This is a genomic window from Nocardia sp. NPDC060259, from assembly GCF_042728775.1.
Classification (GTDB): domain Bacteria; phylum Actinomycetota; class Actinomycetes; order Mycobacteriales; family Mycobacteriaceae; genus Nocardia.
Genome location: NZ_JBHXAY010000152.1, coordinates 1 through 11,917 on the forward strand (window position 1 = coordinate 1; position 11,917 = coordinate 11,917).

Sequence of the window (11,917 nt, forward strand, 5' to 3'; positions counted from 1 at the left end):
GTGGTCGCCCAGGAGCGGCCGTCGCCCGCCAGCTGCCCGGAGACCGGGCGGCCTTCCTTGTTCGCGAGCGTGACCTCGGTGAACTTGCCGTCCTCGACCTGGAAGGCCAGCGGCATGCCGGGTGAGACACCGACCTGCCCGTCCTTGATCGTCGACACCAGCTTCGGCTTGATCAGCTCGGTGATCGGGTTGCGGTCGATCGCGACCTCGACCCCAGCCCCCTCCGCCGCCGAGCACGCCGACGCCCCCAGCGCGAACACCGCCAGCAGTGCCACCGGAACGATCGTCCGCAGCGACCGATGTCGCCCCCGCTTCATACCCATGTCAACCCCGTTTCCGTACCGACGCAATAACGTGTGTGCGCCGCAGATCCCATCGACGCCTATCACTCGTGCCATCCGCGTCGACGGGGGCGACCGAGATCGTCGTCCCGCCATTCTGCCAGCCCGCCCGGTCGTGACCAACGGGAAAGCCCCCGCGACACGACCAAGTCACAATCGTTAGATACGTGCCGGGACCTGGATCGTTAACACTTCGAAGAGGTCCGCATTGTCGCTGGTCAGAGCCCGATTTCACTTTCCGGCCCCAAGCCTGTTAATGTTTGTTCCGCACCGGAGAGCGGGGCGAACGGAGAAGCCGAGAGGTTCTCTCCTAGAGTCGCGATCCGAGCAAACCAAGCGCCATTAGCTCAATTGGCAGAGCAGCTGACTCTTAATCAGCGGGTTCGGGGTTCGAGTCCCTGATGGCGCACAGCAGACCGCATCCCGGCAGTTACCGAAACTGCCGGGATGCGGTCTTTCTGCGTCAGGTCTCCGCGTTCGACAACGGTCACGAGGTCGTTATCAAATCGGTCTGGACACGGGCGCTCGACGCCACTGCAGCCCCGATCCGGACACGCTGGAGCTGCGCAAATGATCGTGAAACCCGATTTGGGCAAACTTTTTCTGTGACGCGCGGCACATCGGAAGCAGCAGTAAACCCCCTGCGTAGATAACGATTCCGCAACTGCCCGGTGGAGCAACCAAGATCGTCAGCGTTTGCCGTTCAGGTTTCGTTCACCTTGCGTTAACCCTTCGTGACCATTCTGCAATCAGGTCACAAACAGACCTGCGGTTTGGTTAGCCCCGAGGTATCCAACTTCCGGAGCACGAGAACCGAACAGCGCGTGGTCTCCCCGCAGCCAGCTGTGGAGCACCGTGCGACGCGCGGACCGCCGACGAGCGAGTCCGACCCCGACAGCGTCGCACATTCCCATACAGACAGAAACAACACATCGCCTGACCGGCGTGCGCCGCTGCGCGCGCTGCGCGATCCACCGAGCCCCTACCAGGGCCTGCGTCGCCAGACAGAGATGAAGGAACAGAAAAGCAATGCTCAACAAAGACAAGCTCAGCACCGTTATCGGCCGTCGTTCGCGCCGTGAGGCGTTCACCGTGGCCGTCGCCGCGGTCGGTCTGGTCGCCGTAGCCGCGTCCTCCGCCGTCTCCTTCGCCGACGACAGCGTGCCCGAGCGTGCAGCCATGGTCGTCGAGCAGGCGGAGAGCATCCCCGCCGTCGGCGCCGCCCCCGCCATCGAGGCGATCCCCGCCCCGGCCCCCGCGCCGGAGGCCGCTCCCGCCCCCGCCCCCGCGCCTGCTCCGGAGGCCGCCCCGGCCCCGATGCCCGAGCCCGCCCCTGCCCCGCCGGTGTACGCGGACAACCTGGACGGCTGGATCCGCGAGGCCCTCGACATCATGGCCGCCAAGGGCATCCCCGGCAGCTACGACGGCATCCACCGCAACATCATGCGCGAGTCGACCGGTAACCCCCAGGCGATCAACCTGTGGGACTCCAACGCCGCGATGGGCATCCCCTCCAAGGGCCTGCTCCAGGTGATCGACCCGACCTTCGCCGCGTACCACGTCGAGGGCACCCCGTTCGACGTCTGGAACCCGGTTTCCAACATCGTCGCGGCCTGCAACTACGCCGCGCACCGCTACGGCTCGATGGACAACGTCAACAGCGCCTACTGAGCCACCTGACGGGTCAACGCCCGCGCCCCGGTCATCGCCGACCGGAGCGCGGGCGTTCGTCGTAGGATGGCCCTGTGCCAGACAGCGCCGATCAGGCACCCGATCACGCGCATTCCGACGCGGCCACCGCGAGCCGCGCCACCAAGGCCCGCCGTCTGGCCGGCTACGCCTGGTCTCGCGACATCCGCGGTGCCGAACTCCTCGACCTGCCCGCGTCCACCTTGCGCAAACTGGCCAGGGCCGCCGACACCAATCCACCCAGCACCGGCGAGACCTGGCAGGTGGTCGCGGACCTGCTCGACCAGAAGGACGCGTGGGCCGCGCGCAACCCCGGCCACGCCGGCGCGGTGCGCACGCACGCGGACGAGAAGCTGCTCTGGGTGAAACCACCCGTCAAGCCGTGGGCGGCCGAGTCCTAGGCCTGCGCTGTCAGGAGACGACGAGGCCGACCGCCAGCGCGAACATGATCACCGCGATCAGCGAATCGAGAACGCGCCACGCGGCAGGCCGCTCGAACAGCGGTCCGAGGCGGCGCGCGCCGTAACCCAGCGCCAGGAACCAGACGACGCTGGCGACCATCGCGCCCGCGGCCAGGAACCAGCGATCCGGACTCGCGTAGGTGCTCGCGAAGGAACCGAGCAGCACGACCGTGTCCAGGTAGACGTGCGGATTGAGCCAGGTCAGCGCCAGGCAGGTGAGCACCGAGGCGCCGACGGCCACCGAGGCGCCCGCGGCTTCGGCGATCAGCGCCGACGAACTCATCGCCCGCCGCACCGCCAGCACCGCGTACCCGATCAGGAAAGCCGCGCCCGCGTACCGCGCCACGGTCACGATGGCGGGCACCGCCTCGACGACGGTGCCGAAGCCCGCGACTCCCGCCGCGATCAGCACGATGTCGGAGACGGCACAGACTGCGATCACCGGCAGCACGTGCTGACCGCGCACACCGTGACGCAACACGAACGCGTTCTGCGCGCCGATCGCCACGATGAGCGAGAGACCGAAACCCAATCCGGAGAGGGCGGCCAGTGCCGCGGAAGATGCCGTCACGTCTTTCGACGTTAAGAGAACATCAAAGTTCAGACCAGCTAATCATTCTTCACTACCATTAGAATCGTTGATGTGGATCTGCAACTGGACCAGTTGCGCGCGCTCGACGCGGTGCTCACCGAGGGCACCTTCGAGGCCGCGGCGCGACGGTTGAACGTCACCCCGTCGGCGATCAGCCAGCGGATCAAAGCGCTGGAAGAGGCGGCGGGGCGCATCCTGGTGCAGCGCTCGAAACCGGTGCGCGCCACCGAATCCGGGCTCGCCGTGCTGCGGCTCGCGCGTCAGGTCGAGTTGCTCACCGGTGACACCGCCCGCGAACTCGGCGATACCGATCGGCCCGCGGGCCGCCCCGCCAGGATTCCGATCGCCGTCAACGCCGATTCGCTGGAGACCTGGGTGATGCCCGCCCTGGCGGGGGTGCGCGGCCGGATCTACTTCGAACTGCACCGCGAGGACGAGGAACACACCACCCGGCTGCTCCGCGACGGCACGGTGATGGCGGCGATCACCGCGACCGCGACTCCGGTCCAGGGCTGCAAGGTCGAACCGCTCGGCGCCATGCGGTACCAGCCCCTCGCGACCCCTGATTTCGCGCAGTACTGGTTCCCCGACGGCGCGCGGCCCGGTTCGTACGCGGACGTGCCGATGATCCAGTTCGACCGCAAGGACGACCTGCAGTTCCGGCACGTCCGCGGCCAGTCGTCCCGGCCGATCGATCCCCCGACGCATTTCGTACCGTCCTCCAACGCCTTCGGCGATGCGGTGCGACTCGGCATGGGCTGGGGCATGCTGCCGGATCTGCAAACCGAAAAGGACAGGTCCGCGGGAACTCTCGTCAACCTCGACGGCCGGGCCCACATCGATGTGCCGCTGTACTGGCAGCAGTGGAAGCTCGACTCCCCCGCGCTGAGCGCCGCGGCGCAAGCCATCGCGGCAGCCGCGGCGACCAAGCTGATCCAGCCGTCGTGAACCGGAGTCAGGCTGCCCGATCCGGGTGGGTGATCAAGCGGCGGAGAGGAATTCGACGAGCACGCGATTGACCTCGTCGGGCTGTTCGAGATAGCCGTAGTGCCCGCAGCGCTCGATCTCGGCGTAGCGGGCGCCGGGGATCACCTCGGCGACCTCGCGGCCGAACCGCGGCGGCACCATCTGGTCGTCGGCGAACCCGACGACCAGGCTGGGCACGGTGATCCGCCGATACGCCTCGCGCCGGTCCTGCGACCGATCCATTCCCAGCTGCGCCCGGGTGCCCGGAGTGCCCTTGCCCGAAGTGAATTCGAAGATGTCGAGCCATTCCTGCGCCTTGCCAGGGTCGGCCAGGGTGTGCGGGGACAGATTGAGCATCGCCTTGACCGCGGCCGCATACTCGGGCGGCAGCTGGATCCCCTTGTCGAACAACGCCTGCTCACCCTGGTTGAGCGTGCTCGACGGCGGGTGCGGACGCGCCGTGGCGGCGAACATGACGGCCTTGCCCAGCAGCTCGGGCCGAGCCAGCGCGAGCTCGGCCACCACCCGCGACCCCATCGACGTACCGACCACATGGGCGGGCGCCCCCAGGTGCTCGATCAGCGCCGCGGTGTCACCGACCAGGTCGGCCATGGTGATCCCCGCCGCCGATTCCGACGACGGCGCGATCCCCCGATTGTCGACCGTGGCGACCCGGAACCCGGCCTTGACCAGGGCAGGCACCTGATAGGTACGCCAGACGCGGCCAGGACTGCCACTGCCCATCACGAGCAGGACCAGCGGTCCCGACCCGGTGACGTCGTAGTTGAGCTGGATGCCGTTGAGCGAGACGAGGGGCATGCCGGGACCCTACCGGCACGGTGCCGCCAGCTCGCTACGCATCCCCGAGAACGACGATCACGGGCGGAATCCGGCGAGCGAGCGACAGCCGATGGTCGGCCCCGGACTTTCCGGCGGATACGCCGATACCGGCGGATCACGCGCGTCGGGTGCGGAACTGTCTGCGGTAGGCGGTCGGGGTGAGACCGGTCGCAGCGGCGAGGTGAGTGCGCAGGTTCACCGCGGTGCCGAGGCCGCTCGCGGTCGCGACCTGCTCCACGGAGAGGTCGCTTGCTTCGAGGAGCCTGCGGGCGTGGTCGAGGCGGCGGGCGGTGAGCCAGGCCAGCGGCGTGCAACCGAGTTCGGCGCGGAAGCGGCGATGCAGAGTTGCCACGCTCACGCAGGCGGTGGCCGCGATATCGGCGACGGTAATCGGTTCGGTGGCATGGTGTTCGGCCCACTCGACCGTCGACGCGAGCGACGGACCGGGGTCGCGGGACACCGGACGCTCGATGAACTGGCGCTGCCCGCCCCGGCGGTGCGCGGCGAAGACGAGACGGCGCGCGACCGCCGTGGCGATCTGCGCACCGTGGTCGCGGCCGACCAGGTGCAGGGCCAGGTCGAGGGCCGCCGCGCTGCCTGCCGAGGTGAGGATGTCCTCGTCATCGATAAAGAGCACGGCATCATCGACCTCCGTATCGGGGAATCTGCGCCGGAATTCGGCCGCCCACTGCCAATGCATCGTGACGGTGCGGCCGGTCAGCACCCCCGCTTCGGCCAGCGTGAACGCCCCGCTGCACATGCCGACCAGCCGCGCTCCGCGCGCATGCGCCCGCGCGATCGCCGCGAGCACGGCCGGATGCCGTGGCGTCTCGGTGTCCGGGCGATTCGGCACGATCACGGTGTCGGCGGAGTCGAGCAGGGCCAGGTCTGCCAGGCCGGTCATCGTGAAGAAGTTCTGCCGCATCGGCACCTCGCGCCGGTGCGCGCAGAGCCGGAAGTCGTAGAGCAGCCCGCCGATCTCGGGCCGGTCGATGCCGAACACCTCGGTCATACAGGCCAGTTCGAACGGGTTGGACCCCTCGTCGACGAGCGCTACTACCCGGTGCAAACCAGGCTGCGAGAAATCTTTCGACATGCGCTATTCATCGCACTGGTCAGGCACCGACCGCAACCGCGACCATGAGCCATGACCGATCGACCGAGAAATATCGACGCCGCGCTCGCCACCTTCGACGCGCTCTGGAGCCCCCGCATTCTCACGCGCGTCAACGACTGGGACGTACGACTGGCCAAGGTGCGCGGCGAGCATCTGTGGCACGCGCACCACGACACCGACGAGTTCTTCCTCGTCCTCGACGGCACACTCGACATCGACCTGCGCGAGCCGGATGCCCCGCCACGACGAGTCACCCTGCACCGCAACGACACCTACGTCGTGCCGCGCGGTGTCGACCACCGCCCGACCTCCGCCGACGGTGCGACGCTGCTCTTGTTCGAACCGTCCGGCACCCTGACCACGGGCGACTACGCGGGCGAGGTCCCCGACCACGTCACCGCGACAACGGGCACGGCGCTCGCCTGAACCACCGTCTGGTCGGGGTCGCCCGGATACGCGAAACCGTCAACCGGGCAACGATGTTCGGTCGTCGCTCACCGCGATCACCTTCTCCGACAGTGTCCGCAGCGCGGTGCTCTCCCGCTGGGTCAACCGGTCGACGAACAGGTCACGCACCAGCTCGACATGCTCGGGCGCGGCCCGGCCGAGCACCGCGCGGCCCTCCTCGGTCAGCGAGACCACGATCCCGCGGGCGTCGTCCTCGGCGGGCCTGCGGTCGACGAGTCCGCGCGCCGCCATCCTGGCGAGCTGCTTGGAGAGCCGGGACTTGTCCCAGCACACCTCGCCCGCCAGTTCCTTGGCCCGCATGCACCCGTTCGGCGTCGCCGACAGCGGCACCATCAGCTCGTAGTCGGCCATCGACAGGCCGTGCTCGGCCAGGCCCGCCGCGATCGCCGCGTCCAGACGCTGGCGCATGCGGATATAGGCCTGCCAGGTCTGCTGCTCTTCCTCGGACAACCATCGGGTCACGGGAATGATCCTAGAACCCATTTGGTTGACATGGAAATAAAGTGACCGCAGAGCCCTCGAGGAGGCGCATCCCATGCCCGCAATCACCGTCGACGACATCATGGTGCTGCCCCGGCTGCCCCGCCCCGATGTGACCGAGACCCAGCGAGCCGTCCGCCAGATCGTCACCGCGTCGCGCCAGCAGGAAGGCGCGGGCTTCGAGGTGACCCGGCCGTTCCCGAGCGTCGACCTGCGCTCGGCCGACCCCTTCATCCTGCTCGACCAGATGGGCCCCGTCGCCTACGAGCCCTACGAGGCCAAGGGTGCGCCCTGGCATCCGCACCGCGGCTTCGAGACCGTCACCTACATGCTCGACGGCACCATGGTCCACCACGACTCGCAGGGCGGCGGTGGCGTCATCAGCGAGGGCGACACACAGTGGATGACCGCGGGCTCCGGCATGCTGCACGACGAACTGCCCGAGGAGAAGCTCGTCATCTCCGGCGGCACCTTCCACGGCATCCAGCTGTGGGTCAACCTGCCGCGCGCGAACAAGTTCGCCACCCCGCGCTACCAGGACCTGCGCGCCGGTGAACTGACCCTGGTCAGCTCGCACGACGGCGGCGCGCTCGTGCGCGTCATCGCCGGTGAGCTCGGCGGTTTCGCAGGCCCCGGCTCCACCTACACCCCGATCGCCTACGCCCACGCCTCGCTCGTGCCCGGCGCGCAGCTCGAGACTCCGTGGCCCAAGGACTACACCGCGATGGCCTACGTGCTGTCGGGCAGCGGCACCGTCGGCGTCGATCGCAGGCCGATCGGCACCGGGCAGCTGGTGGTCTTCGGCAAGGGCGACGCGATCACGCTGACCGCCGACACCGCCCAGCACAGCACCACCGGCGATCTCGAGGTGCTGCTGCTCGGCGGAATGCCGTTGCGCGAACCGGTGATCCAGTACGGGCCGTTCGTCATGAACACCCGCGAGGAAATCATCGAGGCCATGGAGGATTTCCAGGCGGGCCGGATGGGCACCATCCCGGCCGAACACCGCACCGGCCGACGCCTGGGCGAATAACCGACCGCCGGTCGCGGCGATCTGGTAGGGCTCGCGCGGTTGACAACCGGACGCCCGCTCACGAAGGTGGACGGGGCCGCCCGGCCACCAAGTGTCCGGGCCCACAACCGAACCGCCGCAGACATAGAGGAATCCATGAACGTTCGCCGGCTAACCGTCAGCCTCGCCGTCGCAGGGCTGTCCCTGCTCGCCGCCCCCGCCGCCCACGCCGATCAGGTGACCGGGTCCTCGGGCACCGGCTCTTCCAGCTTCGATTCCATCCTCAACGCGACCGGCTCGGCCAATCTGGTCCAGACCGGTTCGGCGGGCGGTGCCTTCCGCAACTGCGACGAGGCCATCGCCGCGGGCCGCGCTCCCCTGTTCCGCGGCGAGGCGGGCTACTCCCCGCACCTCGACCCCGACGGTGACGGCTTCGCCTGCCCGACAGTCTGAGGTAGTACCGAAAAAGAACACCCGATGTGGCGGCTGCCACATCGGGTGTTCTTTGTGTGTCGCCGGAATTCAGCGACGGAAGATCTTCACCAGGACCAGGCCCGCCACCAGGGCGCCCGCGCCGATCAGTGTGTATTTGACCTTCGGCTCGTTCAACTTGGCGACCACGATCGCCTTGGTGTCGTCTGCGATCCGCTGCGGATCGGCGCGCACCGCCAGTTCGTCGAGTGTCGTCGCCAACCGGGCGCGCGCGATTTCGATCTCGCGCTCGATCCGGTCGGTGTCGTCCTTGGCCACCGTCACCTCCAGTATGTGTCTGCTCGCCGACGAGTCTATCCATGCCTTCGCCGGACCCGGTCGGTTACCGTGCGGTGGTGACCGACAACCATCGCCTCTCCCCCGGAGACACCGCACCCGATTTCACGCTGCCCGACGCCGACGGCAAGGATGTGTCGCTGTCGGACTACCGCGGACGCAAGGTGATCGTCTACTTCTACCCGGCCGCGAGTACCCCCGGCTGCACCAAGCAGGCCTGCGATTTCCGCGACAATCTGGCCGAACTCGGCGGCGCGGGCCTCGACGTCATCGGCATCTCGCCGGACAAGCCGGCCAAGCTGGCCAAGTTCCGCGACGCCGAGGGCCTGAACTTCCCGCTGCTGTCGGACCCCGAGCGCGACGTGCTGAAGGAGTGGGGCGCGTTCGGCGAGAAGATGATGTACGGCAAGACCGTCACCGGCGTGATCCGCTCGACCTTCCTGGTCGACGAGCAGGGCAAGATCGAACTGGCCCAGTACAACGTCCGGGCCACCGGCCACGTCGCCAAGCTGCGCCGCGACCTGTCGGTGTAGCGAGTCAGCCGAAGGTGCGGATGAAGACCTCGTAGCCGTCCAGCAGCCGCGCCAGACCGAATTCGAAATCGGCTTTCTCCCAGTCGATCTCGTCGTCGTGGAAGGCGGAGGCGGACAGCGCGGCCGACACCGAGGGATAGCGCTGCGGGTCGAGCACCCTGGCCATCACCGAGGCGAAGTCGCCGTCCTCCTCCGCCTGCAGGTCCCGCACGACGCGGCGCTTGCCCACCACGAACATCGACAGGTTCATCACGAGCTGGAGCTTGACCGGCTCGGGGACCGCCGTCGCGCCGAGTAGCCGTAGCGCGGCGTCGAGCCAGGCCATGTTGTTGGGCCCCATCGGCGGCCGGTTCAGCGGGATGTCCACCCACCATGGGTGGCGGCCGATCCGCTCGAACTCCGCCCTCGCCCACTGCTCGAGGCCCGGCCGCCACGGCGTGCCCGCCGCGATCGCGGGCGGCTCGCCGACCACCCGGTCCATCAGCAGGTCGATCAGCGTGTTCTTGCTGTCGACATAGCGATACAGCGACATGGCGGTGAAGCCGAGCTGCTTGGCGACCCGGTTCATCGACAGCGCCGCGTACCCCTCCGCGTCGGCCACCGCGACGGCGGCGTCCAGGATCTGATCGAGGGTGAGTCCGCGCCGAGGCCCGCGCGCGCCGGGCTGCTCGAGCCCCCACATCAGCTCGACCGCTTTCGGTAACGCCGTGTCGCCGGACGTCGTCATCTGCTCCCAGCCTCCTCCGCTCGCCTCGACTCTAGCGGTGCCATCTCTTGCGCCCATGAACTGCTTACTCTATAAACTATGTTTATTACATAAACAGTTTCTCGATCGGAGAACTCATGACGCTCGAAGCAACGCCCGCGCTCTCTGTGCACCGGCTGCGCAAGACCTTCGGCGCGCGGGTCGTGCTCGACGACCTCGACCTCGAGGTCGAATCCGGCACCGTCTTCGCCCTGCTCGGACCGAACGGCGCGGGCAAGACCACGCTGGTCCGCATCCTGGCCACCCTCATCCGGCCCGATCACGGCGACGTGCGCGTCTTCGGGCACGACGCCGTGCGCGAGGCCGACACCGTGCGCGGCCTGATCGGCGTCACCGGGCAGTACGCGGCCGTCGACGGCGTGCTCACCGGCGCCGAGAACCTGCGGCTCACCGGCAGGCTGCTGCACCTCGGCGCCGCCGAGACCCGGCGTCGCGGCGACGACCTGCTCGACCGCTTCGAGCTCACCGACGCCGCCGAGCGGCCGGTCTCCGCCTATTCCGGCGGCATGCGCCGCAGGCTCGACCTCGCCATGAGCCTGATGGGCAGGCCGCGCCTGGTCTTCCTGGACGAACCGACCACCGGCCTCGACCCGCGCAGCCGCCGCGACCTCTGGGCCGCGATCCGCGAGCTCGCGGCCGAGGGCACCACCGTCTTCCTCACCACGCAATACCTCGAGGAGGCCGACCAGCTGGCCGACCGGATCGCCGTGCTCGACGGCGGGCACATCGTCGCCGACGGCACGCCGGAGGAGCTCAAACGCCTCGTCCCCGGCGGCCACATCCGGTTCCGTTTCGCCGATCAGCGCCTGCTCACCGCCGCCGCGCACGCCGTCGGCGACCACGGCCACCTCGACCCGGAGCAGCTGACCCTGCAGGTGCCCTCGGACGGCAGCGCGGTCGAGATCAAGCGGCTGCTCGACCGTTTCGCCGAGCTCGACATCGCCATCGACCAGCTCAGCGTGCACACCCCCGACCTCGACGACGTCTTCTTCGCCCTGACCGGCCGGGCCGACCAGGCCGCGTCGGCCGCCTGAGCCCCCACCGAAACGAGACCGACCATGACCACCCAGTCCCCCACCCTGCGGGCCCTGCGCACCGCCAAGGACTCGATCACCATGCTGGACCGCAATATCCGGCACACCGTGCGCAGTCCCGACACGATGATCATGACCATCGCGCTGCCGGTGATGATCCTGCTGATGTTCGTCTACGTCTTCGGCGGCGCGATGGACACCGGGCCAGGGCCCTACATCGACTACGTGGTACCCGGAATCATCCTGCTGTGCGCGGGTTTCGGCGCCTCGACCACCGCGGTCGCGCTCTCGACCGACCTGTCCGAAGGCATCATCGACCGGTTCCGCACCATGGCCATCGCCCGGTCGGCGGTGCTCACCGGGCATGTCGCCGAGAGCGTGCTGCGCAATCTGCTCACCTCCGCCGTCGTGATCGGGGTGGCGGTGGTGCTCGGCTTCCGCCCGACCACCGACCCGCTGCGCTGGCTGGGCGTCCTCGCGGTGCTCGCCATGTTCGTCTTCGCGCTGTCCTGGCTCGCCGCCGCCCTCGGTCTGCTCGCCCGAAACCCGGAGGCGGCCAACGGCTTCACCTTCTTCTTCATGTTCCTGCCGTACGTGAGCAGCGCGTTCGTGCCGACCGAGACGATGCCGACCTGGTTGCACGCCTTCGCCGAGCACCAGCCGGTGACCCCGGTGATCGAGACGATGCGCGGCCTGCTCATGGGCACGCCGATCGGCGACAGCGCGCTGCTCGCCGTGCTGTGGTGCGCCGGCATCGCCGTCGCGGGCTATCTCGCCGCCGGTGTGTTGTTCCGACGCCGAACCAGCGTCTGACGACGGAACGAGCGAGGGGCCGCGCGGTGTATCGCGC

The 11,917-nt window shown here is 68.6% G+C and carries 16 protein-coding genes and 1 tRNA gene; 10 read left to right on the forward strand and 7 right to left on the reverse strand.

Annotated features, from left to right (window positions below; all coding sequences use genetic code 11):
- A partial coding sequence (locus ACFWF2_RS31795; protein ID WP_379311190.1) for an Ig-like domain-containing protein occupies positions 1 to 275 on the reverse strand: 275 nt, incomplete at its 3' end.
- Between the two features lie 402 nt (positions 276 to 677).
- Between ACFWF2_RS31795 and ACFWF2_RS31800 the strand changes: the two genes are divergently transcribed.
- From ACFWF2_RS31800 to ACFWF2_RS31810, 3 genes are all read left to right on the forward strand, one after another.
- Positions 678 to 750 (forward strand) — tRNA-Lys (locus tag ACFWF2_RS31800).
- A gap of 620 nt (positions 751 to 1,370) precedes the next feature.
- The gene (locus ACFWF2_RS31805; RefSeq protein ID WP_379311191.1) at positions 1,371 to 2,012 is read left to right on the forward strand and encodes a transglycosylase SLT domain-containing protein; all 642 of its coding nucleotides are present in this window, start codon (positions 1,371 to 1,373) and stop codon (positions 2,010 to 2,012) included.
- A 74-nt stretch (positions 2,013 to 2,086) separates the two neighbouring features.
- Positions 2,087 to 2,431 carry a hypothetical protein gene (locus ACFWF2_RS31810; RefSeq protein ID WP_379311192.1) on the forward strand — a complete coding sequence of 115 codons (345 nt, stop codon included), beginning with the start codon at positions 2,087 to 2,089 and terminating at the stop codon, positions 2,429 to 2,431.
- Between the two features lie 10 nt (positions 2,432 to 2,441).
- Here the strand turns inward: ACFWF2_RS31810 and ACFWF2_RS31815 are convergent, their stop codons facing one another.
- Complete coding sequence (locus tag ACFWF2_RS31815) at positions 2,442 to 3,062, reverse strand: LysE/ArgO family amino acid transporter (RefSeq protein WP_379311193.1); 621 nt, start codon at positions 3,060 to 3,062, stop codon at positions 2,442 to 2,444.
- Between the two features lie 72 nt (positions 3,063 to 3,134).
- On the opposite strand from ACFWF2_RS31815, the gene ACFWF2_RS31820 reads away from it, so the two are divergent.
- The gene (locus tag ACFWF2_RS31820; protein ID WP_379311194.1) at positions 3,135 to 4,031 is read left to right on the forward strand and encodes a LysR family transcriptional regulator ArgP; all 897 of its coding nucleotides are present in this window, start codon (positions 3,135 to 3,137) and stop codon (positions 4,029 to 4,031) included.
- Between the two features lie 33 nt (positions 4,032 to 4,064).
- Here the strand turns inward: ACFWF2_RS31820 and ACFWF2_RS31825 are convergent, their stop codons facing one another.
- Both ACFWF2_RS31825 and ACFWF2_RS31830 read right to left on the reverse strand, forming a co-directional pair.
- The gene (locus tag ACFWF2_RS31825; protein WP_379311195.1) at positions 4,065 to 4,868 is read right to left on the reverse strand and encodes an alpha/beta fold hydrolase; all 804 of its coding nucleotides are present in this window, start codon (positions 4,866 to 4,868) and stop codon (positions 4,065 to 4,067) included.
- A 136-nt stretch (positions 4,869 to 5,004) separates the two neighbouring features.
- Complete coding sequence (locus tag ACFWF2_RS31830) at positions 5,005 to 5,985, reverse strand: GlxA family transcriptional regulator (RefSeq protein ID WP_379311196.1); 981 nt, start codon at positions 5,983 to 5,985, stop codon at positions 5,005 to 5,007.
- A gap of 51 nt (positions 5,986 to 6,036) precedes the next feature.
- On the opposite strand from ACFWF2_RS31830, the gene ACFWF2_RS31835 reads away from it, so the two are divergent.
- Positions 6,037 to 6,432: a cupin domain-containing protein gene (locus ACFWF2_RS31835; protein ID WP_379311197.1), complete on the forward strand. Its 396-nt coding sequence runs from the start codon at positions 6,037 to 6,039 to the stop codon at positions 6,430 to 6,432.
- Between the two features lie 39 nt (positions 6,433 to 6,471).
- Here the strand turns inward: ACFWF2_RS31835 and ACFWF2_RS31840 are convergent, their stop codons facing one another.
- Positions 6,472 to 6,936, reverse strand: a complete 465-nt coding sequence (locus ACFWF2_RS31840; RefSeq protein WP_378847696.1) for a MarR family winged helix-turn-helix transcriptional regulator — start codon at positions 6,934 to 6,936, stop codon at positions 6,472 to 6,474.
- A 73-nt stretch (positions 6,937 to 7,009) separates the two neighbouring features.
- Here ACFWF2_RS31840 and ACFWF2_RS31845 point away from each other — a divergent pair, with 73 nt between their 5' ends.
- The gene (locus ACFWF2_RS31845; protein WP_379311198.1) at positions 7,010 to 7,987 is read left to right on the forward strand and encodes a pirin family protein; all 978 of its coding nucleotides are present in this window, start codon (positions 7,010 to 7,012) and stop codon (positions 7,985 to 7,987) included.
- A gap of 135 nt (positions 7,988 to 8,122) precedes the next feature.
- Positions 8,123 to 8,419: an excalibur calcium-binding domain-containing protein gene (locus tag ACFWF2_RS31850; RefSeq protein ID WP_379039782.1), complete on the forward strand. Its 297-nt coding sequence runs from the start codon at positions 8,123 to 8,125 to the stop codon at positions 8,417 to 8,419.
- A gap of 69 nt (positions 8,420 to 8,488) precedes the next feature.
- Here the strand turns inward: ACFWF2_RS31850 and ACFWF2_RS31855 are convergent, their stop codons facing one another.
- Positions 8,489 to 8,722 carry a DUF3618 domain-containing protein gene (locus ACFWF2_RS31855; protein WP_373291758.1) on the reverse strand — a complete coding sequence of 78 codons (234 nt, stop codon included), beginning with the start codon at positions 8,720 to 8,722 and terminating at the stop codon, positions 8,489 to 8,491.
- A 71-nt stretch (positions 8,723 to 8,793) separates the two neighbouring features.
- On the opposite strand from ACFWF2_RS31855, the gene bcp reads away from it, so the two are divergent.
- Positions 8,794 to 9,267: a thioredoxin-dependent thiol peroxidase gene (gene bcp, locus ACFWF2_RS31860; protein WP_189032858.1), complete on the forward strand. Its 474-nt coding sequence runs from the start codon at positions 8,794 to 8,796 to the stop codon at positions 9,265 to 9,267.
- A 4-nt stretch (positions 9,268 to 9,271) separates the two neighbouring features.
- Here the strand turns inward: bcp and ACFWF2_RS31865 are convergent, their stop codons facing one another.
- Positions 9,272 to 9,994: a TetR/AcrR family transcriptional regulator gene (locus ACFWF2_RS31865; protein WP_379311199.1), complete on the reverse strand. Its 723-nt coding sequence runs from the start codon at positions 9,992 to 9,994 to the stop codon at positions 9,272 to 9,274.
- Positions 9,995 to 10,110: 116 nt separating this feature from the next.
- On the opposite strand from ACFWF2_RS31865, the gene ACFWF2_RS31870 reads away from it, so the two are divergent.
- Both ACFWF2_RS31870 and ACFWF2_RS31875 read left to right on the forward strand, forming a co-directional pair.
- Complete coding sequence (locus tag ACFWF2_RS31870; RefSeq protein WP_379311200.1) at positions 10,111 to 11,067, forward strand: ATP-binding cassette domain-containing protein; 957 nt, start codon at positions 10,111 to 10,113, stop codon at positions 11,065 to 11,067.
- Between the two features lie 24 nt (positions 11,068 to 11,091).
- Entirely contained in the window at positions 11,092 to 11,880 is a 789-nt protein-coding gene (locus tag ACFWF2_RS31875; protein WP_379311201.1) for an ABC transporter permease, read from the forward strand.
- Positions 11,881 to 11,917: the final 37 nt, after the last annotated feature.

What these genes read in the sequence shown, in the direction of transcription:
- ACFWF2_RS31805 (WP_379311191.1), top strand. Translation starts at nt 1,371, where the DNA reads ATGCTCAACAAAGACAAGCTCAGCACCGTTATCGGCCGTCGTTCGCGC.
- ACFWF2_RS31825 (WP_379311195.1), bottom strand. Translation starts at nt 4,868, where the DNA reads ATGCCCCTCGTCTCGCTCAACGGCATCCAGCTCAACTACGACGTCACC.
- ACFWF2_RS31830 (WP_379311196.1), bottom strand. Translation starts at nt 5,985, where the DNA reads ATGTCGAAAGATTTCTCGCAGCCTGGTTTGCACCGGGTAGTAGCGCTC.
- ACFWF2_RS31835 (WP_379311197.1), top strand. Translation starts at nt 6,037, where the DNA reads ATGACCGATCGACCGAGAAATATCGACGCCGCGCTCGCCACCTTCGAC.
- ACFWF2_RS31845 (WP_379311198.1), top strand. Translation starts at nt 7,010, where the DNA reads ATGCCCGCAATCACCGTCGACGACATCATGGTGCTGCCCCGGCTGCCC.
- ACFWF2_RS31850 (WP_379039782.1), top strand. Translation starts at nt 8,123, where the DNA reads ATGAACGTTCGCCGGCTAACCGTCAGCCTCGCCGTCGCAGGGCTGTCC.
- ACFWF2_RS31865 (WP_379311199.1), bottom strand. Translation starts at nt 9,994, where the DNA reads ATGACGACGTCCGGCGACACGGCGTTACCGAAAGCGGTCGAGCTGATG.
- ACFWF2_RS31870 (WP_379311200.1), top strand. Translation starts at nt 10,111, where the DNA reads ATGACGCTCGAAGCAACGCCCGCGCTCTCTGTGCACCGGCTGCGCAAG.
- ACFWF2_RS31875 (WP_379311201.1), top strand. Translation starts at nt 11,092, where the DNA reads ATGACCACCCAGTCCCCCACCCTGCGGGCCCTGCGCACCGCCAAGGAC.